Consider the following 19,532-nt stretch of genomic DNA (forward strand, 5'->3'; position numbering starts at 1 on the left):
CGACAATGACCACGGAACAGGCCGCCGTGCCCGGTGCGGCCTCCCTCGCGCCCCGTGTGCCCGCTGTGCGCGTGGCGGGGGTCCACAAGACGTTCCGCCGTGCCGAGGGCGTGCAGACGGTGCTTCAGGACATCAACATCGACGTCCTGCCGGGCGAGTTCGTCTGTCTGCTCGGGTCCTCCGGGTGCGGCAAGTCCACCCTGCTCAACGTGATCGCGGGTCTCGACGAGCCGTCCTCGGGAGAGATCGAGGTGCCCTCCGGACGGCCCGCGCTGATGTTCCAGGAGCACGCCCTCTTCCCGTGGCTGACGGCCGGCCGGAACATCGAACTCGTCCTCAGACTGCGCGGTGTCCCCAAGACCGAACGCCGGAACCGGGCCGAGGAACTCCTCAGCCTGGTACGGCTCCAGGACGCGTACGGCAAGCGGCCCCACGAGCTGTCCGGCGGTATGCGGCAGCGCGTCGCGCTGGCCCGCGCCCTGGCGCAGGACTCCCAGGTCCTGCTGATGGACGAGCCGTTCGCCGCGCTCGACGCCATCACCCGCGACGTCCTGCACGAGGAGCTGACCCGGATCTGGGAGACCACAGGGGTCTCCGTCGTCTTCGTCACCCACAACGTCCGCGAGGCGGTCCGGCTCGCGCAGCGCATCCTGCTGATGTCCTGCCGGCCCGGCCGGGTGGCCCACGAATGGAAGATCGACCTCCCGCAGCCGCGCCGCCCCGAAGACCCGGACGTGGCCACGCTGTCCGTGGAGATCACCGACCAGCTGCGCGAGGAGATCCGGCGTCATGCCCGAGACTGAGGCCCGCGCGGCGGAGGCCAAGGGGCGCGCCGACGCCGATCTCGCCCGGCTGGAGGCGGGCCTGGACTCCCTGGAGACCAAGCCCGAACGCCGGGACTCCGTCGGACGGAAACTGAGAAGGACGGTGGCGCCGCCGCTGCTCGGCATCGTCCTCGTCCTGACGGTCTGGCAGACCCTGCACATGAGCGGTCTGGTGTCCGAGGACCGGCTGCCGAGCCCCGCGGCGATCTGGGAGAGTCTGCGCACGCTCTGGCTGCGCGGCACCCTGTTCGACATCGTCTGGACCAGTCTGGAGCGCGGTCTCCTCGGCTTCCTCGCCTCCGTGGCCATCGGTACGCCGCTGGGGCTGCTCGTCGCCCGGGTGCCGCTGGTCCGGGCGGCGGTCCGGCCCGTCCTGTCCGGACTCCAGTCGCTGCCGTCGGTGGCGTGGGTACCGGCGGCCGTCATCTGGTTCGGCCTCACCGACGGCGCCATGTACACGGTCATCCTGCTCGGCGCGGTCCCGTCGATCGCCATCGGTCTCGTCTCCGGCATCGACCAGGTGCCCCCGCTGTATCTCCGCGCCGGGCGTGTCATCGGCGCCACCGGTCTGCGCGGCGCCCGCCACATCCTGTTGCCGGCGTCCCTGCCGGGCTACACGGCGGGGCTCAAGCAGGGGTGGGCCTTCTCCTGGCGTTCCCTCATGGCGACCGAACTCATCGCGTCCTCCCCGGAGCTGGGCATCGGCCTCGGCCGCTACCTGGAGAACTCCCGCGAGAACATCGACATGCCGGGCGTCTTCCTCGGCATCCTGCTCATCCTGACCGTGGGCGTGCTGATCGACCTCCTGGTCTTCAGCCCCCTGGAGCGCCGCGTGCTCCGCAACCGCGGCCTGACCTGACGGGCCGGGGCCGCCCTTGAGCCCGGAGGCGGGCTCGGTGCCTCATACACGGCGCGGGAGCCGCGGTGCACTCGATGCACCGTGCGGCCCGCGTCCGCCTCCGGCCCACCTGTGTGGGACGCCGAGACCCCCGTACCGCCTCGTGAAGAGGGAGTACGGGGGTCTCGGCGTCCCTCATGGGCCAACGGTGCCTGCCGGCGCTCTCCTCCCCCGTACGACAAAGGTGCCCGCGGTCCACCTGGGCGGGTGGGCCGCGGGCACCTGGGAGAGGCGGGGAGTGGCGTCAGTCCTGGCCCGTGTGGGTGCGGACCGCCCACTGGGCGAAGGTCTCCGACTCGTCCTTACGGCCGTCCTGGTAGCCGCGGGCGAGGTTCTCGACGAAGTCGGGAAGGTCGGTCGCCGTCACCTTCAGGCCCCGGGGCTTGTGGCCGAGGGCCGCTTCGTCGTCCTTGGCGAGGGAGAGGCCGCCGCCCAGGTGGACCTGGAAGCCCTCCACCTGGGTGCCGTCGGGGCCGACGACGATCTGGCCCTTGAGCCCGATGTCGGCGACCTGGGTGCGGGCGCAGGCGTTGGGGCAGCCGTTGAGGTTGACCGTGATGTCCGTGCTCTGGCCCGCGAGCCGTCGCTCGAGCTCGGCGACGAGCTCGGCGGCCCGGTCCTTCGTCTCGACGATGGCGAGCTTGCAGTACTCCAGGCCGGTGCATGCCATCGTGGAGCGGCGCCACCGGGAGGGGCGGACGATCAGGTCGATCGTCTCCAGGTCGCGGACGAGCGGCTCGGGGTCCACCACGTCCAGGACCAGCAGCTTCTGATAGGGCGTCAGGCGAATTCGGTGGGAGCCGTGTGCCTCGACGATGTCGGCGAGCCGGGCCAGCCGGGTGCCGGACACGCGTCCGACGACGGGCGCGGCACCGACGTAGTACCGCCCGTCCCGCTGCTCGTGGACGCCGACGTGGTCGACCGGGGCCGCCGGAAGCACCGGCTCGGGGCCGTCGACGAGCGGCCGGCCGAGGTACTCGGTCTCCAGGACCTCGCGGAACCTCTCCACGCCCCAGTCGGCGATGAGGTACTTCAGCCGGGCCCGGTTGCGCAGCCGCCGGTAGCCGTGGTCGCGGAAGAGTCCGGCGACGGCCGCCCAGACCTCGGGCACCTCGGCGAGCGGCACCCACGCTCCGGGGCGTTCGGCGAGCCGGGGGGAGGTGGAGAGTCCGCCGCCCACCCAGAGGTCGAAACCGGGTCCGTGCAGGGGGTGCTCGACCCCGAGGAAGGCGATGTCGTGGATCTGGAAGGGCACGTCCGGCAGCCAGCTGACCGCGGACTTGAACTTGCGGGGCAGGTTGGACAGCGAGGGGTCTCCGACGTGCCGTTCGACGATCTCGCGGATCGCGGACGTGCCGTCCAGGACCTCGTCGGGGCTGATCCCCGCGACGGGGCTCCCCAGTACGACGCGAGGGCAGTCGCCGCAGGCCTCGGTGGTGGAGAGCCCGACGGCCTCCAGGCGGCGCCAGATCTCGGGGACGTCCTCGATCCGGATCCAGTGGAACTGGATGTTCTGCCGGTCGGTGATGTCGGCGGTGTCCCGTGCGAACTCGGTGGACAGCGCGGCGATCTCCCGCAGCTGCGCCACGGAGAGTTCGCCGCCGTCGACCCGTACGCGCAGCATGAAGTGCTCGTCCTCGAGCTCCTCGGGTGCCAGGGTCGCGGTGCGGCCGCCGTCGATGCCGGGGCGCCGCTGGGTGTAGAGGCCCCACCAGCGGAACCGGCCGCGCAGGTCCTCGGAGGGGATGGAGGCGAAGCCCTCGCGCGCGTATGTCCGCTCGATGCGCTCGCGCACCAGCAGGGGATCCTCGACCGCCTTGAAACGTTCGTTGTCGTTCAGAGGCTCCCGCGACCCGAGCGCCCACTGGCCCTCGTCGCGTTTACGCTCCCGGGTCATCGTTGGTCCTCTCCTTCAGGGGGCCGCTGATCGGCGAGATCATTCCCGAGGGCAGCCAGTCCGCCGTCTCTCCACCGCCGTGGTGGTGCCCGGCGCTCTGGCCCTTGCCGTCGGCGGAGACCATGCCGCCGGGTACGTAGGCGACGGAGACCGCGAAGAGCCGCGGTGCCGGCTCGGGCTCCTCCTCCCGTACGCGCTGCCAGGCCTCGTAACCGCCGCCCGTCGGGTAGGCGCCGGGCATCCGGGCCGTGAGCGCCTTGACGTACTCCATGGCATCGGCCCGTCTCGGTGTGTACCGCAGGGGGATCAACTGTCCGGCGCCGGGCGTGATGACGGACCGGGCGAGGAGCCAGGGGGCGAGGAAGACGCCCTGGGCGGCGGTCCGGCCGCTCTCGACCGCGAGGGTCGCGTCCGTCGCGCCGGGCCAGCCGGTGGTGACGATCAGGGGCTGCGTGGTGCGGCCGGGCGCGGTGACGTGGATGCCCTCGCGGGCGGCGGCCGCACGGACCGTGGCGGCCGCGGACCTGCCGCGTTCCGAGTCGTCGGAGACGAGGCCCACGGAGCGCGTGCCGCGAGCGGCGAGGAAGTGGACGGTGGCGCGCAGCGCGGCGGCGTCCCTTTCCGCGAGCCGGTCGGACGGACAGGCGGTGACCGGCGCCCGCTCGCCTGCCACGAGGGCGCCGAGGGCGACCTCCGCGCACTCCGGTCCGTCGGCGGTGGCCAGGGCGGCGAGCGGGGCCTGGGCGGCGCTGCCGGTGTCGACGGCGAGCTCGCCGGCGGCGCCACCCGCGGAGATCCGCAGGGTGCTGCGGCCCTCGGGGAGGTCCACCGGAATCCAGGACTGGGCGCTGCCCGGCCGCCGTTCACCCGGCCGCAGGGTGGCGGCGGCGGTGCCGGCCCGCGCGTTCTCGGCTCCGACGGCGACCAGGTTGGGACCGGGCCGTCCGGGGACGACGAGGACGCCGACCTGCTTCCCGCCCAGGGCGAGGGTCCGCAGGACGGGCGTGCCCGGCGGTGTCCGCTCCTGCGCGGCGAGGGTGTCGTCGGCGGCGAGGCTTCCCCTGTCCGTGTCCCCCGAACCGAGCGCGGCGACCGCGACGAGGCCGAGCGCCACGGCGAAGACGGTGAACGAGACGCCGAGGTATCTGCGGGGCAGCAGGTTCCGCCGCGCCATGATCAGCACCACGACGATGCCGATGACGGACGCGACGGCGATCGGCACCAGGGTCTCCCCCGGCGCCGCCCCGTCCAGCGCGGCCAGGTGACCGCGGCCCGGGGTAAGGGCCGCGGTCACCTGGGTACCGATGGATCCGGTCACTTCAGGACGCTGTCACTGACGGTGAACAGGATGCCGTGCGGACGGGCCGGACCGGTCTCGCCGTGCGGCCAGGAGGTCCGGTCGAAGTCGACGCAGGGCTTGCCGCTCCGCTCGTCGCGGAACGACCGGTCCTGCTTCAGCTTGCCCTTGCGGTCGAGGTCGTACATGCAGACCTCGTGGTTGCCGTCGCCGCTGAAGGAGCCGGCGATGAAGTAGTTCGAGGTGGCGAGACGGCGGATCTGCTTGGTCTCACGGAACTTTCCGCCGTACGTCTGCTCGAAGTTGTCCATCGCGCCCCAGTGCGGCCCGCCGTCCGTGGTGTCACGGATCGGCATGGCGGAGGTGACGGCCGGGCAGTCGCGCTCCAGGCCGCCCTGGTAGACCTCCTTCAGCTTGTCGATGTTGCACGTGGGGTTGTCACCCGCGGCCAGCAGCTTCTGGATGTCGAGCACGTAGAGCATGCCGGTGGTCTTGTCGAGCGGCTTGCCGTACGCGGTCGACTGGCCCATCACCGTGTGGAACAGGTAGCGGTCGTCGGGGCTGACCATCAGCCAGCTTCCGGCGTCGCCACCGCCCGTGACGTCCTTCGGCGCGCCCGCGGCGCGGTACGCCGTGGTGTCGTCGAAGACCTCGCGCCACTTCGGCTCGGGCACGGTGACGTCGGGGGCGTAGAAGATCGCGCCACCGAGCATGGAGGAGGCGAACGCTCCCTTGTGCTTCTTCTTGTTGGGGAGCGCCGGCTCCATGACGACCCGGGACTCGTGCCACATCTCGGACTTCTCCAGGCCGGCGCGCGGACCGTCGGGCATCTTGCTGACGGAGAGCAGCTTCGGGTTCTGGCGGTTCTCGATGTCCCAGACACGCACCGTCTGGCGCGCGAGGCTGGCCTGGTCGGGCAGCTTCGGGCTCAGGAAGTGGCGGGCCTCGACGAAGTCGCTCGCCACCATGATGTTCTTCTCTTCGTTGACCATGATCCCGTGCGGGTTGGCACAGGTGGCCTTCTTGAGCGCGGGCACGTTGCCGCACTGCTTCGGGTCCTCGCCCTCGGCCAGCGCGGCCGGGATCTCGGCGAGAGTGTTGCCGTCCTTGTCCATCCGCACGATCTGGCCGGGCGAGCCGGCCGCGCCGTTGCCCTCGCGGACCTCGCCGTTGGTGTACGTGCAGGGGCCGGGGACGTCCGGTCCGCCGAGGTAGCTGGCGTACGCGGTGCCGTCGCGGAGCACCTGGAAAGCGTCCGGAGCGGTGCCGCACGGCGTGTCGACGGTCGAGTTGACACCGGCCAGGCTCAGGGCGGGCAGCTTGCTCGTGTCGAAGACGAAGACCGTGTCCTGGAGCAGCGCGCCGGCGAAGAGCCGGTCGCCCTTGTGCCACACGTACTGCATGTGGTGGGCCTCGTTGGCGACATTCGGGCCGAGGGTGACGGTGTTGACCACTTCGCCGTACGTCGGCGAGTTGCGGGTCGCGTCGACCACCGCGAGGAAGTCCGGCTTGGCGGGGTCGGCGGAGCCCGCCCAGGTCAGGAGCCATTCCCGGCCGCGGCCCTGGGCTGCGGGGAGCATGTGGTTGGTGGCCGTGTAGGTCACACCGTCGGTGGCGGTGAACTTCGTGGTCACCCGCTCGGGCTCGGGGGACGCTGCGGCGCCTCCCGAGGTCGTCAGCAGGGCGGCGACCACGCCGACCGCGGTGAGGCACGCGGCCAGGCGGGATGTTCCGCCCGGCCGTCGGAGACTGATGCGTCGCACGTCGCGAACGCTCCTCTCACGGAGCTGTCTGTTGGGTCCAACTGGGCGCCGGTACCTTCGCAGAACTCGCTGACGTGCCACTGACGCCCCGGTCGCGCGCGCCTTCCGGCCGTTTCTCCGGTGGGGCGGGGGCTCTCGGGGCGTCCGGTTTCAGCTGTTGAGGAGCCACCCCGCGTCGCGGGCGATGCGCACGGCGTCGGTGCGGTTACGCGCGTCCAGCTTGGCGACGACGGCCGTGATGTAGTTACGAACGGTGCCGGGCGACAGATGGAGCAGCTCGGCGATCTCGGCCGATTCCGCACCGGCGGCGACCAGTCGGAGGACATCGGCCTCGCGGGCGGTGAGGGGGCTCGGTTCTCCCTCCCAGGCCGCGAGGGCCAGCTCCGGGGTGATCACCCGCTCGCCGGCCATGACCCGTCGGACGGCCAGGACGAGCTGCTCGGCCGGAGCGTTCTTGACCATGTATCCGTCCACGCGGATGTCCTGCGCGCGGCGTACGACGTTCGGCGCGTCGAGCACGGTCAGGACGAGGATCCGGCAGCCGGAGAGCTGCTCGCGCAGCCGCTCCGCTCCGGTGAGCCCGTCGAGACCGGGCATGTTGACGTCCAGGATCGCGATGTCGGGCTGGGTCTTCTCGGCGACGGCAAGGAGGTCCTCCCCGTTGCCGACCTCCCCGACGACCTGAACGTCGTCCTCCAGTTCGAGGAGAGAGGCCAAGGCCTCTCGCACCATCTGTACGTCCTCTGCCAAGAGCACACGTATCACGCACACACCCCCGCGATGTCCCCGACCCGGCCATACCAGGGGGCGAGTTTCGCACATTCGTGTGCGTCATGGCGTGAACGGCGCGGGTCGGTGCGGTGGGCCCCGCGGGATCACTTTCCGGCGGCGACGGGAACCGCGATCCGTGCCGCCCATCGACGGATGTCGGAACCGCGGGTGGCAGGGGCGTGAACGGCGGGCGCGCCGACGGCGCAGCTGTGCGGGGCGGGCACCGCCGGGGCAGGGACCTCGGCCACCACCCGGAAGACGCCGCCGGGACGGATCTCGCTGTGGAAGGAGCCGCCGAGCGCGCTGACCCGCTGGCCGAGATTGTCCAGCCCGGCGCCGCTGGTGTCCGGAGCGGTGCCGACGAGCCGGGAGACGGACACGGAGGCCCCGTCGTTGGAGACCTCCAGGCGTACGGACCTGGGCCCGCCCGTCAGCGCGATCGTGCAGTGCGTCGCCTTGCTGTGGCGCAGCACGTTGGTGACGGATTCGCGCAGGACGGCCGCGAGGGCGAGGGAGGCGTCGTCCCCCTCGGGCAGCGCGTCGATGCGAAGGGTGACCCGGATGTTCATGGCGCGCAGCAGGGAGGCCGCCGTCGGCACCTCGCACGCGAGGGACACACCCTGGTATCCGCGTACCGCCATCCGGAACTCGGCCATGGCCTGCCGGGAGGTCCGTACGAGCTCCTCGGCCTCGGTGGCCGCCCGTTCGGGGCAGACCTTGAAGGTACGGTTCACCAGTTCGGCGCGCATCGCGACCGCCGAGAAGGTGTGCCCGAGGAGATCGTGCAGGTCGCGCGCGAGGCGGTTCTGCTCGCTCTCGACGACGGCCTTGGCGATGCTGTGGCGGGAGCAGCGGGTGCGGTGGATGAGCAGGACGGCCTGGGTGAGGGTGTACGACATGAGGCCGACCACGACGATGGCGCCGGCCATGAGCAGCAGGTGCGGCAGCGCCTGGGGCAGCGATTCGGACGCCCTGGTGCAGAGCATCGACACCAGGGCGATGACGAGGCCGAAGAGCGGCCAGGCGTAGCGGGCGCGGAGAATGAGCGGCAGGGAGCCGGAGAGGGTGCCCGCCAGGATGCCGCAGGCCTCGTGGACGAGTTCGGTGGCCAGCAGCACGATGGCGAACTGGGCAGCGAGGGCGAGGAGCGCCCCCCGGGTCGGGCCGACGCCGCGCTCCATGGGCCGCGCCACGATGACACAGGCCTGGAGGGCCAGTTGCGCGACCACGAGGAGGAGGACGAGGCCCGAGGGGCCTAACCCGGCGCGACCTCCCACGGCGCTGTAGACGATCACCTCCCAGGCGACGAAACTCGCGCCCAGCAATGCCATGACCTGGATGAAGCCGTTCCGTGCGGCTCTGTCGCGGTGTTCCGCCCACATACCCATCACAGGTCCTCTTTCCTCTGGCTCATGGTCACGGTCCACAGATCCCGCAGGGATTCCAGCACCGAACCGCCGTTCCCAGTGGGAACGGCGGCTGAAATTTCAGGGAGTTACCGAGGTGCGCTCTCGTTCGGCGACGGGGTCGTCCTCCTCACCGGAGGGTGTGGCGACATGCCGTGGGATGGCGAGGGCGCAGAGCGCTCCCAGCAGGACGACGGCGACGCCGATCCAGATCGCGGGGCGCATGCCGTCGACGAATTCCTCGGCGGTGCGGTCGCTCCCGTAGTGGATGAAGACACTGCTGAGGATGGCGGTGCCGAGGGCGCCGCCGATCTCGCGGACGGTGTTGTTGGCCCCGGACGCCTTGCCACGGTTCTGCGGTCCCACCGAGGCCAGCACGACCGCGGCGGTCGGGGCGAAGACGAGACCCATGCCGATACCTGCGACGATCATGGCGCCCACCATGCGGGAGTACGGGGTGTCCGAGGTGGCGACCAGGTCGATCCAGGCGAGGCCGATTCCCTGGAGGAGGAGGCCCGCTGCCATCAGGCGGCCGCCGCCCAGACGGTCGGTCAGCGCGCCGGCCACCGGTGCCACGAACATCGGCATCAGGGTCCAGGCCAGGGTGAGGACGCCGGCCTCCAGAGGGGTCCGGACGGGCGCCATCTGGAAGAACTGGGCCAGCAGGAAGATTGACCCGAAAACGCCGAAGTACATGCTGGCGGAGACCAGGTTGGAGAAGACGAAGGCCCGCTTGCGGTAGAAGGACAGCGGCAGCAGGGGCTGCCGGGCGCGTCGCTCCCAGAGGACGAAGAGGACCAGCAGGACGGCGCCGGCCGCGAAGGCCGTGATGATGAGGCCGGAACTCCAGCCCTCCGACTCGCCGTTGACGATCGCCCAGACGACGGAGACGAGTCCGGCCGTCACGAGGAACATGCCGGGCAGGTCGAGCCGGGACGCGGGCACGGAGCTCTCGCCGAGGACGGCGAAGACCAGCGGAATGGCGACGACACAGACCGGGACGTTGATCCAGAAGATCCACTGCCAGTCGAGTCCGTCCACGACCGCGCCGCCGACGACCGGGCCGAGGGCCACGGCCATCCCGCTGACGGCCGACCACAGGCCGAGGGCGAGGTTGCGCTTCCGGTCGGGCACTGCCTCGGCGAGCAGGGTCAGGGAGAGCGGCATGACGGCCGCGGCGCCGAGACCCTGGAGCGCGCGCATCAGGATGAGCTGACCGCTGCTGTCGGCGAGGCCGCAGCCGATGGACGCGAGGGTGAAGAGGGCGATGCCGAGGACGAAGACCCGGCGCCGGCCGAACCGGTCCCCCAGGGCCGCGCCGGTCAGCAGCAGACAGGCGAAGCTGAGCACGTACGCGTTGACGAACCACTGCAGGTCCGTGGTGGAGGCCTGGAGGTCCTCGGCCATGGAGCGCAGCGCCGTGGACACGACGAGGTTGTCCAGCGCCACCATGAACATGGGCAGGCTGCACGCGAGGATCGTCACCCACAGGGGGAACCGGCCCTGCCGTGCGTCGGGGGCGGGGGGCCGGGCCGTCCCGCCACCCTCGCCGCTTCTGATTGTGCTCATGACAAATGCCTCCATCCGGCGGACACCGGGATCGAACACGCAGGGGGTCGAACGAAGAAAGGGCGAACAGTGGGGCGCGCTCCGCCGGGAGCACCGACGGGGGACGAACAGCGTCCCGGCGGAGCGCGGCTCGGGGTGGGGGGAGGGAGGGCCGGGGACTCCGGGGGTGGTGAGCCCCCGGCCGGACAAGGGGGCGGCGAGTCCGGCCGGACAGGGGGCGGCGGCCCGGCCGTCAGGCCCGGTGGCCGCCGCCGCGTGCGGCGTCCTGGCGCGCCTTCTCGGCGAGGCGGCGCTTGGCGTCGTCCCAGTCGATCGGCAGTGACGCGGTCTCCACCTCCCAGAAGATGAAGGTCGACGACTTCATCTTGGGCGCCATGGCACGCATCGCCGCACCGTGCGGGTCGGACTTGGCGTAGGCGTACAGGGCGTTGCGGTCCTCCCAGGCGGACAGCGTCCAGAACGTCCGCTTGAGGGGCTGCGCGATCAGCGAGGCACCGAAGGCCCCGGGAGCGGTCTTGACCTGGCTCCAGGAGCTCAGCGACTTGAGGAGGAACGTCGGAACATCGGCCAGGCTCTTCACCTCGAAGCGGGAAGCCATGACGTACGCGTTCGTGCGGGGCGGTGCAGGGTTCGGGGTGATCCAGCCGAGAGTCGGCATGACGGCGCCCACCTTCCTGAAGAGGCCAACGACTACAATAATAGACAGTAGCGCCATCCGTTATCCAGTGAGTGGGAGCACGATGAAGATTTCGGAACTCAGCCGTCGCAGCGGGGTCTCCATCCCCGCGATCAAGTACTACCTGCGCGACGGACTGCTTCCCCCCGGGCGCGCTACTGCGGCCAACCAGGCTTCCTACGGCGAGGACCACCTCCACCGGCTCCGGTTGATCCGCGTGCTGATCGGGGTGCGCAAGCTGCCGGTCAACTCGGTCCGCGAGATCCTGGGCGCCATCACGGAGGAGGGCGACCTGCACCAGATCCTCGGGATCGTGACCGAGGCCCGCCCGGCCGCCCTGAAGAAGAAGCAGGAGCAGGAGGCGGAGGCGGCGGAGCGGGAGACCGAGGGAGTCGTGGACGCGCGCAGACTCGTCTCCGAGATGGGGTGGGACGTCGCGAACCACACGGCCGCCATCCATACGCTCGGCGAGGTGCTGGACGCGCTGAGCGGCCTCGGCTCCGACATCGACTGGCAGACCCTACTGCCGTACGCCGAACTGGCCGACCGAACCTCCGAGTTGGACATCAAACAGATGCACGGCACGGTCGGTCTGCTGGAGCAGGCCGAACGTGCCGTGCTGGTGTCGGTTCTCCTGGAGCCGGCGCTCCTCGCGCTCCGCCGGCTCGCCCAGGAGGACAAGTCCGCCCGCGTGTTCAGCGGCCACGCCGACGAGGCGGGCGGTGCTGACGAGAGGGACGGGGCCGACGAGGCGAAGGAGGCGCGCAAGGCGCCGGCGGCGCGCGGCGGCACTCCGCGGAGCGCACCGAGGGGAAAGCCGAAAGGGAAGCCGCAGGGGGACTGACCCGACGGGCCGTCAGGACAGTTCGTCCAGGATCCTGGCCGCCGCCTCCGCCCCGGCCGAGAAGGCCGCCTCGTGCGAGCCGATCAGGTCGGGGCCCAGCTCCTTGGAGTGGAAGTAGGACCCGCACAGCTTCACGCGCGCGCCCTCGTTCGCTGCGTGGATGACGGACTGCCGCTCGCGCAGCGCCATGTCGATCACCGGGTGGGTGTAGTCGAACGAGGCGATGACGAGGTCCTCGGCCGGCGGACGCGGCGGGTCGAGGGTGACGAAGTAGTCCTGGCTCGCGGTGAAGTCCTGCAGCCGGTTGAGGTAGTACGTGACGAAGCAACGGGTCTCCCCGTCGACCGTCTTCTTGCCGTAGTTCCAGGCCCCCCACCGCTCGTGGTCACTGGGCATCAGCGAGGCGTCCCGGTGCAGCACCACGCGCGACGCGCTGTAGCGCACGCCCTCGACGGCCGCCCGCTGCGCGTCGGTCGGGTTCTCCAGGAGCGCGAACGCCTCGTCGGCGTGGGTGGCGAGGACCACGTAGTCGAACGAGGCGGCACCCTTCGCCGTGGTGACGATGACACCGTCCTCCTCCTGCCGCACCCGGATCGCCGGCTCCGAGATCCGCAGGTCGGGGCCGATCGCGGCGAGGGCCTTGCGGACGTACGAGATGGAGCCGCCGCCCACGGTCCGCCAGTCGACCCGGCGACCGCCGAGGCCGCCCTCGTCGTGCCCGACGAAGAAGGCGATGACGGTGGCGGCGGGCATCTCCCAGATCAGCTCGGCCGGGACCGACCAGACCGCGGAGCAGAGCATGATCAGGTACGAGTGACGGAACGCGGTGCTGTAGCCGTTGCGGTCCAGGTACTCCCCCAGCGACATGTCGGCGCGGCCCCGGGAGAAGTCCCGGCGGCTCTCCGCGTGGAAGCGCCGCACCTCCCGCCAGACATCGGGGAACTCCGGGTACGCGGCGGCGTAGCGCGCCTCGATCGAGGCCTCGTCCAGCTCCATCTCCTCGGTGCCGAACTCCAGGCCGCTGTCGAGGTCGAAGAACTCGAAGCCGCCCGGGTGGGGCACGGCCTCCACGCCCAGCTCGCCGAAGAAGGCGCACAGGCGCGGGTAGAACCGCGGGTTGAACACGATGAACGCCGTGTCGAGACCGATGACACGGCCGTCCTCCTCGACCTCCACCGTGTTGGCGTGGCCGCCGGGCCGGGGCTCGCGCTCGTAGACGGTGATCCGGGCGCGGTCGCGCAGGCGGTAGGCGGCGGAGATTCCGGCGGGGCCGGCGCCGATGACGGCGACGCGCGCGGAGTCGTTCTCGGGCATGGTGGGTCCTTCCAGATCACAAGAGGGGCGGGGCTGACGGAAGACGGCTCGGAGGGTCAGGGGGAGAGCGCGGCGCGGTGGCCGGCCGAAGGCCACGGACCGGCCGAAGGCCACGGGCCGGACGACGGCCACAGATCGGTCGACGGCCACGGACCGGCCGGAGGCCACGGACCGACCGGAGGCCACGGACCGACCGGAGGCCACGGGCCGACCGAAGGCAACACGTCGGCCGGCGGCCACGGACCGGCCGAAGGCCGCGGGCCGGACGACGGCCACGGGCCGGACGACGGCCACAGATCGCTCGGCGGCGGGCCGGACGGCGGACCGGCCGGGCGGGCGAGGTCGGCGGGGTCGACGAGGTCGTGGCGGCGCAGCCGGCCCGCTCCCCCGTCGTCGACCGCCACGGCGAGCAGATGACCGGTGCCGTGACCGGTCAGGTCGAGCCGCCAGCGGCGGCACGCGTCGGGGCGGCGGCCGTCGGCGACGGTCACCTCGGTGGAGCCGGGGCGCCGGGTGAACCGCAACTCCCCCAGGCCCTGTACAAGGCCGATGCCGAGTCCCTTGAGGTAGGCCTCGCTGAGCACCCACATCTCCTGGAGGGCGGCGGCCGGGTCCGGGGCGTCCGCGACGACGGCCCGCTGAGCCTCGTCGAACTGGGTGGTCAGCAGCCGGACCGTCTCGTCGTCGAACGGGATCCGCTCCACGTCCACGCCGGACGCGTACCCCTCGGTGACGACGCAGGCGATCAGGCCGTCGGTGTGCGACACGTTGAAGCGCAGGCCGTGGTGGCCGGGGACGAGCTCCGGGCGCCCGTGGACGCCCTCGGTGAAGCGCCAGGTCTCCGGCGGCAGTCCGGTGCGGGCGCTGAGCGCGAGCCGGCGGAGCAGCCGGCCGCCGAGGAAGCGGCGGCGCGCCCCGGGCGAGCGCTGCCGTGCGTGGCGGGCACGCTCGTCCGGGGTCAGGACCGCCGTCTCGCCGCCGGCGCGGGCCGCGAGGTCCGGCACGAGCCGCTCGGAGAGGGTCCACAGGTCCGTCACGGGCCCGTCCGCCGGGACGGCCCCGTCCGGGCCTTGGGTCACGCGGGGCTCCCCTCCGGGGCCGGGGACTCCGGCTGCCGCTCCTGTTCCGCGTCCTCTGCCGCTCCGGCCAGGGTGATCGGCCAGTGCGACAGGAGGCGGTTCTCGTCGTGCAGCCGGGTGAGGACGGCGAGAACCTCGTCGACGGCGGACGGGTCGCGGTAGGGCTCGTACGGGTGGAACTGCTTGCGCAGCCGCTCCAGTTGGAGCAGAAGCACCGCGGCACTCGGCAGGGGCTCGGCCATGCAGCCCTGCGAGTGGACGTACGTGAGCACCGAGGCGCTCGCCGCATGGACGACGCAGTACTCCTTGGCCAGCTCGAAGAGTTCGGCCGACTGGGCGTAGCCGCGGCCGAGCTCCTGCCGCAGCGCGGTGGCGCGCTCCTCCAGCGGGCCGAGCCTGCCGAGGAGTTCGCCGGCGATGTCCGCGGCGAGCAGCAGCCGGTCCTTGTCCTTGTCGCCCGCTTCGTCCGCGAGGGCGCGCAGCCGCTCCAGGCCGTCGGCCGCCGCCAGGATCGCGTCGTCGCGGCCCCGGCTGGACAGTTCCTGCTCCCACGGCCGGTACGGCCCGAGTTCCGCGTCCATGTCGAAGAGCACGGCGGCCCGGCCGGCGGCCTCTTCCCGCTCCTCCGGGCGGGCGGTGCGGGCCTTCTTCAGGAGCGAGTCCAGCTCGTGTCCGATGTTGCGCAGGTTCACGACGGTGTTCCCGTCGGCCATGTTGGTCACGAGGATGTCGCGGAGCATCTTCTGGTGCATGCCGTAGCGGGGGTCCTCGCGGAGGAACACCCGGGCGCCGAGCACCACGTTGAGCCGGGATAGAGCCCCTTCGAGGAGAGTCGGCACCAGGTACTTGGCAGCGGAGGACCAGACGCTGACCTGGTTCGGGGAGGCCTGGACGCTGCGGACGGCGCCCAGGCACATGGCGTCGGCCGCCATGAGGTCGGCGAAGGACTCCGCCAGCTGCGTGCCGGTGTACGGGACCTCGACGATCGGGCGGTCGAAGAGCACCCGGCCCTGGGCGAACTCCAGAGCCGTGCGCAGCGAGGTGTCCACGCTGGACAGGGCCAGACTGAGGATGACGAGGCGGGCGGTCTGGCTGGTCTTGAGGGCGATCTCGAGGCCCTGGCCCTCGGCGCCGATGAGGAGGTCGTCGGGGACGAAGACGCCGTCGAAGCGCAGCCCGCTGAGGTCCAGGGGGCGGACGCCGTGGAGTTTGAGCAGGGGCGTCTCGCGGACGGTCTCGGCCTCGGCGGTCCACTTGTCGACGACGAGGATGGAGAAGTCGCCGGGGCCGCGACGGGTTCCGGTGCGGGCGAAGACGACCATCCGGTCCGCGAAGGTGGCGTTGCCGATGGGCCACTTCTCGCCGGTGAGCCGGTAGCCTCCGGGCACCTTCTCGGCGACGACCTCGTTACCGAGAAGGTCGCTGCCGTGGGCGGCCTCGGAGAGCCCCCAGGCGAGTGAGACACCCTTGTGGATGTCCTCGATCTGGCGGCACTTCTGCTCGTGGGTGCCGCCGATCCACACCGGCGCGAAGGCCGCCTGTGAGAGCCCGGCGGCGATGGCCGTCGCGCCGTCGCGGCGGGCGACGAGCCGCATGAGGACGAACCCGGTCTCGGGACTGCCCGCCTTGCCGCCCTGCTCGGCCGGCAGGCCGTAGTCGAGGAACCCCCAGCGGCGCAGCATGCCGATCAAGGCGTACGGGAAGGCGTCGCGCTCGTCGTGGTCGAGCACGGTCGCGAAGGACATCCGGCTCGCGGGGTCGTGCGGATCGCCCAGATAGGTTTCGAGCCGCTCGGCGAGCTCGATCAACTCGGCCTGGGACATCAGTCGTCCTCCATCGGTATCGGGTGTGCGGTGGTGGGAGCGAGCCGGACCGGCAGGGCGGTCAGCATCCGGTTCCCCTCCCGGAGCGCCTCGACGGCGTCCAGGGCGGGGTACAGACCCTCGGCGTGGCGCAGGACGCCGGCGCCGTCGGCCTGGGCGAGCAGATGGGCGAGGGCCGCGCCGAGCCAGCCGGTGGAGCCCGGCGGGGTCCCGTAGAGCGAGAGGTGGCGGTTGTGGCGCCACAGGTGGAGGCAGGCCGCGGCACCGTGCAGCCATGCGTGGCGTTCGGCGAGGTCCACCAGGGCGTTCGGGTCGGCGCCGCGAACGCGGGCCGCGGCGGCCAGGGCGGGCAGCCCGTCGACGGCGTCGGCGAGCCGGGCGACGCACGACCCGGTGAACGGGTCGGACGCCGCCTCCGGGGTACCCGTGAACTCTCGTACCGAAGCGGGAAGTTCGGCGAACACCGGATCGGCTCCACGGACGACGAGGTCGAGCCCGGCCGGGTCGTACGGCGGCGGCTCCTCGTCCAGCCGGAAGGCACCGTCGAGGAGTCCGGCCGGAGCCGTGCGGGTCCCGTCGAGCAGGCCCGGCAACTGACCCGCGTACGAACGGAGGTTGGCCATCGGCCCGGAGTCGATGACACGGATGACGGCGCTGTCCCGCTGGAGCTTCTGGAACAGACCGGCGCCGGGCGGGCCTTCGCGCAGGACGGAACGGGTGGCGAGGAGTCGGGCGCAGCGGCGCAGCAGGGCGTCGGCGGTCTCGGCCACCACGTGCTTGGCGGCGAGCGCCCAGACGCTGAAAGCGCCGGGGACGGCGTGCACGCCCCGGGCGGCGGCCAGGGCCGTCGCGTCGGCGGCGATGAGCGCCGCGGCGGTGGCCGCGAGCTCCCTGCGGGCGTACGGGGTCCGCAGGACCGGGGTGCCGGCGACCCGGTGCCCGGCGGCGAAGTCGAGCGTGAGGCGCACCGCCGTGTCCACGCAGCCGAGGCTGCCCGCCATGCTCATGACCCGGACCGCCTGCTGGGCGCGGACGGCCATCTCCAGGCCCTCGCCGGCCCGGCCGACCTGGGCGCTCTCCGGGACGGGGAGGCCGGTGAAGCGGAGCCGTGCGGTGTCGATGCCGCGCATGCCGTTGGTCCGGGCGGCCGGGAGCCGCTCCAGGCCGGTGCCCTCGCCGCCCCGCTCCGGGTCCAGGTCGAGGAGGAACGCGGTGAAGGCGCCCGGTCCCCGCTCTCCGGTACGGGCGACCACGTAGACGGCGTCGCAGCCCAGGCCGTTGCCGACCATCCACTTCTCGCCGTGCAGGGTCCCGTCGGGCGCGAGGCGGACCTCGTTGGCGAGGATGTCGCTGCCGTGCTCGGCCTCGGTCAGCGCGAACGCGACCGTGCCGCCGCTCGTGAGGATCTCCGCGGCCCTGCTCCGCTGCTCCTCGTTGCCGTGGAGCTGCAGGCAGGTGGCGGCGATGATGCCGAACATCGTGCCCGGCATCACGTTCACATCGCGGCGGGCGGCGGCCCGCACCAGCGTGAGGCTCCGGTCGAAGGAGCGGAACTCGCCGCCCCACGCCTCGGGCAGGTAGTTCAGATGGAAGCCGGCCGAGACCAGCTTGCGGCAGAGGTCGTCGGGGGCGGCGTCCTCCTCGTCCCTGGCCACGGCTGCGGCGAACCCGTACGGGTTCCCGGGGTCGGTGGGGTCGCCGAGGAGCTCCTCGACCGCCTCGGGTGTCAGGCCGCTCATGAGGCCACCCCCGTCGGACCCGCCGTGTCCAGGGGCACGGGCACGTACTCGGCGGTGGACGGCAGGGTCAGCCCCGCCGCCCTCAGCTGGGCCGTCCTGGTGTGGTACGCGGCGCCGCGCACAAGATGATGGGCCACGTCGGCGACCGTCCTGTTCCCGGGGGTGTTGAGATAACTGCCGGCCACCCAGGAGTTGAAGCTGCCCATCGCGGGGCCGCACCAGATCTGGAAGTCGGCACTGCGTTCGGCCTGGCCCATGACGGCCCAGCGCGAGGACATTCCGAGGTACCAGCGGAAGACCAGGGCCATCCGCCGCTTGGGGTTGTCGGCGGCCCGGCTCAGCTGGTCGGGGTCGCGGCTGCTGAAGTACGCGACACACTCCTGCCAGACGTCCTCCAGCGGGCGCTGGAAGATCTGGGTCTCCAGGCGCCGGCGCTCCACCTCGGGCAGCGCCTCGATGCCGTCGTACATCTGGTAGAGCCGGTACAGCTGCGCGGCGCGCATGGGAAACATCGAGCCCCGGCGCAGCACCTGGAGCTCCACGCCCATCTCGAACATGTCGGCGGCCGGGGCCATCACGCAGTCGGCGATGTCGGCCTGGGCCAGGACCTCACGGGCCGCCTTGGACGTACCGGACTCCACGCACGACTGGTTCACGGAGCCCGTGACGACATAGGCGGCGCCCATGGCGAAGGCTCCGGCGACGGCCACCGGGGTGCCGAGACCGCCGGCCGCGCCGACCCTGATGGGCCGGGCGTAGCGGTACTCCCGCTGGATGGTGTCGCGGATGCGCAGGATGACCGGGAGAAGGGCCGGGAGGGGCCGGCGGTCGGTGTGGCCGCCGGAGTCGGCCTCCGCCGTGATGTCGTCGGCGAGCGCGACGAGATGGGCGAGACGGGCCTGCTCGGCGGTGATGAGACCGTCCGCGAGGAGGCTCTCCACGAGGGCGGCCGGGGCCGGGCGCATGAAACGCTCGGCGGTCTCGCCCCGGGAGATCTTGGCGATGACCCGGTTCTCCGCCACCACGCGTCCCGACGGGTCGGTCCGCAGTCCTGCCAGCCGGTAGCGGACCAGGTGCGGGGTCAGGTCCAGGTAGGCGGACGCCTCCACGCAGCGCACCCCGTGGTCCAGGAAGAGCTGGACGGCGTCGCGCTCCAGACGCTGCTCGCTGGGGCTGTGGATCAGGTTGACGGCGTACGGCAGGCCGGGGATCTCCTCGCGGAAGCGGGCCAGCGCCTTCGCGATGGCGTCGGGCAGCAGGCCCGCGGCCCCGAAGGAGGCCAGGAACCCCTGCCGGGCCAGCGCGGCGACCAGCTCGACGGAGGCGATGCCGCCGGCCATCGCCCCGGCCATGTAGGCGTACCGCACACCGTGCGCGGCGCGGAACTCGGCCGAGCCGAGCCGCTGCGGCGACAGGGCGGGGGCGACCGCCAGTACGGCCGGGCCGTCACCGCCTGCGACCGCGGAGCCCCCGGCGACGGCGCCGATGCCCTGCGGCCCCGACACGATGTAGCAGGGCTGCTCCAGCCGGCCGAGGGCCTGGTGGATGCCTGCGGGATCGGGACTCGGATACCCCTCCCCGTACCAGCGGACGGTCTGTTGTGCGGTACTCGTGGACAATTCGGCTCCTCGG

General features: G+C 72.1%; 15 protein-coding genes. 3 read left to right on the forward strand and 12 right to left on the reverse strand.

Annotated features, from left to right (window positions below; translation table 11 throughout):
* Nucleotides 1–5: 5 nt before the first annotated feature.
* Entirely contained in the window at nt 6–803 is a 798-nt protein-coding gene (locus ACFY8U_RS27145; RefSeq protein WP_389574677.1) for an ABC transporter ATP-binding protein, read from the forward strand.
* Nucleotides 790–1,683, forward strand: a complete 894-nt coding sequence (locus ACFY8U_RS27150; RefSeq protein WP_389574680.1) for an ABC transporter permease — start codon at nt 790–792, stop codon at nt 1,681–1,683. The genes ACFY8U_RS27145 and ACFY8U_RS27150 overlap by 14 nt, the downstream gene beginning before the upstream one ends.
* A gap of 283 nt (nt 1,684–1,966) precedes the next feature.
* On the opposite strand, the gene ACFY8U_RS27155 is transcribed toward ACFY8U_RS27150, so the two are convergent.
* The 7 genes from ACFY8U_RS27155 to ACFY8U_RS27185 all read right to left on the reverse strand — a co-directional run bounded on the left by ACFY8U_RS27155 (nt 1,967) and on the right by ACFY8U_RS27185 (nt 11,083).
* Complete coding sequence (locus ACFY8U_RS27155; RefSeq protein WP_389574682.1) at nt 1,967–3,619, reverse strand: nitrite/sulfite reductase; 1,653 nt, start codon at nt 3,617–3,619, stop codon at nt 1,967–1,969.
* The gene (locus tag ACFY8U_RS27160) at nt 3,603–4,937 is read right to left on the reverse strand and encodes a hypothetical protein (protein ID WP_389574685.1); all 1,335 of its coding nucleotides are present in this window, start codon (nt 4,935–4,937) and stop codon (nt 3,603–3,605) included. Before ACFY8U_RS27160 ends, ACFY8U_RS27155 begins: the two co-directional genes overlap by 17 nt.
* Complete coding sequence (locus tag ACFY8U_RS27165; protein WP_389574688.1) at nt 4,934–6,679, reverse strand: hypothetical protein; 1,746 nt, start codon at nt 6,677–6,679, stop codon at nt 4,934–4,936. The genes ACFY8U_RS27160 and ACFY8U_RS27165 overlap by 4 nt, the downstream gene beginning before the upstream one ends.
* A gap of 150 nt (nt 6,680–6,829) precedes the next feature.
* Nucleotides 6,830–7,501 carry a response regulator transcription factor gene (locus ACFY8U_RS27170; protein ID WP_361444022.1) on the reverse strand — a complete coding sequence of 224 codons (672 nt, stop codon included), beginning with the start codon at nt 7,499–7,501 and terminating at the stop codon, nt 6,830–6,832.
* A gap of 53 nt (nt 7,502–7,554) precedes the next feature.
* Nucleotides 7,555–8,838 carry a sensor histidine kinase gene (locus tag ACFY8U_RS27175; protein ID WP_389574690.1) on the reverse strand — a complete coding sequence of 428 codons (1,284 nt, stop codon included), beginning with the start codon at nt 8,836–8,838 and terminating at the stop codon, nt 7,555–7,557.
* A 99-nt stretch (nt 8,839–8,937) separates the two neighbouring features.
* Nucleotides 8,938–10,425: an MFS transporter gene (locus ACFY8U_RS27180; RefSeq protein ID WP_361607835.1), complete on the reverse strand. Its 1,488-nt coding sequence runs from the start codon at nt 10,423–10,425 to the stop codon at nt 8,938–8,940.
* A 232-nt stretch (nt 10,426–10,657) separates the two neighbouring features.
* A complete protein-coding gene (locus tag ACFY8U_RS27185) occupies nt 10,658–11,083 on the reverse strand; it encodes a DUF3291 domain-containing protein (protein ID WP_389574693.1) in 426 nt (141 codons plus the stop codon).
* Nucleotides 11,084–11,165: 82 nt separating this feature from the next.
* Between ACFY8U_RS27185 and ACFY8U_RS27190 the strand changes: the two genes are divergently transcribed.
* A complete protein-coding gene (locus ACFY8U_RS27190; RefSeq protein ID WP_389574696.1) occupies nt 11,166–11,945 on the forward strand; it encodes a MerR family transcriptional regulator in 780 nt (259 codons plus the stop codon).
* 12 nt (nt 11,946–11,957) lie between these two features.
* Here the strand turns inward: ACFY8U_RS27190 and ACFY8U_RS27195 are convergent, their stop codons facing one another.
* From ACFY8U_RS27195 to ACFY8U_RS27215, 5 genes are read right to left on the reverse strand one after another with little or no spacing between them, the layout of a single operon-like run.
* Nucleotides 11,958–13,259 carry an NAD(P)/FAD-dependent oxidoreductase gene (locus tag ACFY8U_RS27195; protein WP_389574699.1) on the reverse strand — a complete coding sequence of 434 codons (1,302 nt, stop codon included), beginning with the start codon at nt 13,257–13,259 and terminating at the stop codon, nt 11,958–11,960.
* Nucleotides 13,260–13,315: 56 nt separating this feature from the next.
* The gene (locus ACFY8U_RS27200) at nt 13,316–14,338 is read right to left on the reverse strand and encodes a 4'-phosphopantetheinyl transferase family protein (protein WP_389574701.1); all 1,023 of its coding nucleotides are present in this window, start codon (nt 14,336–14,338) and stop codon (nt 13,316–13,318) included.
* Entirely contained in the window at nt 14,335–16,161 is a 1,827-nt protein-coding gene (locus tag ACFY8U_RS27205; RefSeq protein WP_389574704.1) for an acyl-CoA dehydrogenase family protein, read from the reverse strand. Before ACFY8U_RS27205 ends, ACFY8U_RS27200 begins: the two co-directional genes overlap by 4 nt.
* Nucleotides 16,161–17,900: an acyl-CoA dehydrogenase family protein gene (locus tag ACFY8U_RS27210; RefSeq protein WP_389574707.1), complete on the reverse strand. Its 1,740-nt coding sequence runs from the start codon at nt 17,898–17,900 to the stop codon at nt 16,161–16,163. The genes ACFY8U_RS27205 and ACFY8U_RS27210 overlap by 1 nt, the downstream gene beginning before the upstream one ends.
* Nucleotides 17,897–19,519 (reverse strand): PfaD family polyunsaturated fatty acid/polyketide biosynthesis protein, encoded by a 1,623-nt coding sequence (locus ACFY8U_RS27215; RefSeq protein ID WP_389574710.1) that lies wholly within the window; start codon nt 19,517–19,519, stop codon nt 17,897–17,899. The genes ACFY8U_RS27210 and ACFY8U_RS27215 overlap by 4 nt, the downstream gene beginning before the upstream one ends.
* Between the last annotated feature and the right edge of the window lie 13 nt (nt 19,520–19,532).

This window comes from Streptomyces sp. NPDC012508 (assembly GCF_042902595.1).
Taxonomy (GTDB): domain Bacteria; phylum Actinomycetota; class Actinomycetes; order Streptomycetales; family Streptomycetaceae; genus Streptomyces.

Coding starts and splice junctions, on each gene's coding strand:
- ACFY8U_RS27145 (WP_389574677.1), top strand. CDS start 6: ATGACCACGGAACAGGCCGCCGTGCCCGGTGCGGCCTCCCTCGCGCCC.
- ACFY8U_RS27150 (WP_389574680.1), top strand. CDS start 790: ATGCCCGAGACTGAGGCCCGCGCGGCGGAGGCCAAGGGGCGCGCCGAC.
- ACFY8U_RS27155 (WP_389574682.1), bottom strand. CDS start 3,619: ATGACCCGGGAGCGTAAACGCGACGAGGGCCAGTGGGCGCTCGGGTCG.
- ACFY8U_RS27170 (WP_361444022.1), bottom strand. CDS start 7,501: ATGTGCGAAACTCGCCCCCTGGTATGGCCGGGTCGGGGACATCGCGGG.
- ACFY8U_RS27175 (WP_389574690.1), bottom strand. CDS start 8,838: ATGGGTATGTGGGCGGAACACCGCGACAGAGCCGCACGGAACGGCTTC.
- ACFY8U_RS27180 (WP_361607835.1), bottom strand. CDS start 10,425: ATGAGCACAATCAGAAGCGGCGAGGGTGGCGGGACGGCCCGGCCCCCC.
- ACFY8U_RS27185 (WP_389574693.1), bottom strand. CDS start 11,083: ATGCCGACTCTCGGCTGGATCACCCCGAACCCTGCACCGCCCCGCACG.
- ACFY8U_RS27190 (WP_389574696.1), top strand. CDS start 11,166: ATGAAGATTTCGGAACTCAGCCGTCGCAGCGGGGTCTCCATCCCCGCG.
- ACFY8U_RS27195 (WP_389574699.1), bottom strand. CDS start 13,259: ATGCCCGAGAACGACTCCGCGCGCGTCGCCGTCATCGGCGCCGGCCCC.
- ACFY8U_RS27205 (WP_389574704.1), bottom strand. CDS start 16,161: ATGTCCCAGGCCGAGTTGATCGAGCTCGCCGAGCGGCTCGAAACCTAT.
- ACFY8U_RS27210 (WP_389574707.1), bottom strand. CDS start 17,900: ATGAGCGGCCTGACACCCGAGGCGGTCGAGGAGCTCCTCGGCGACCCC.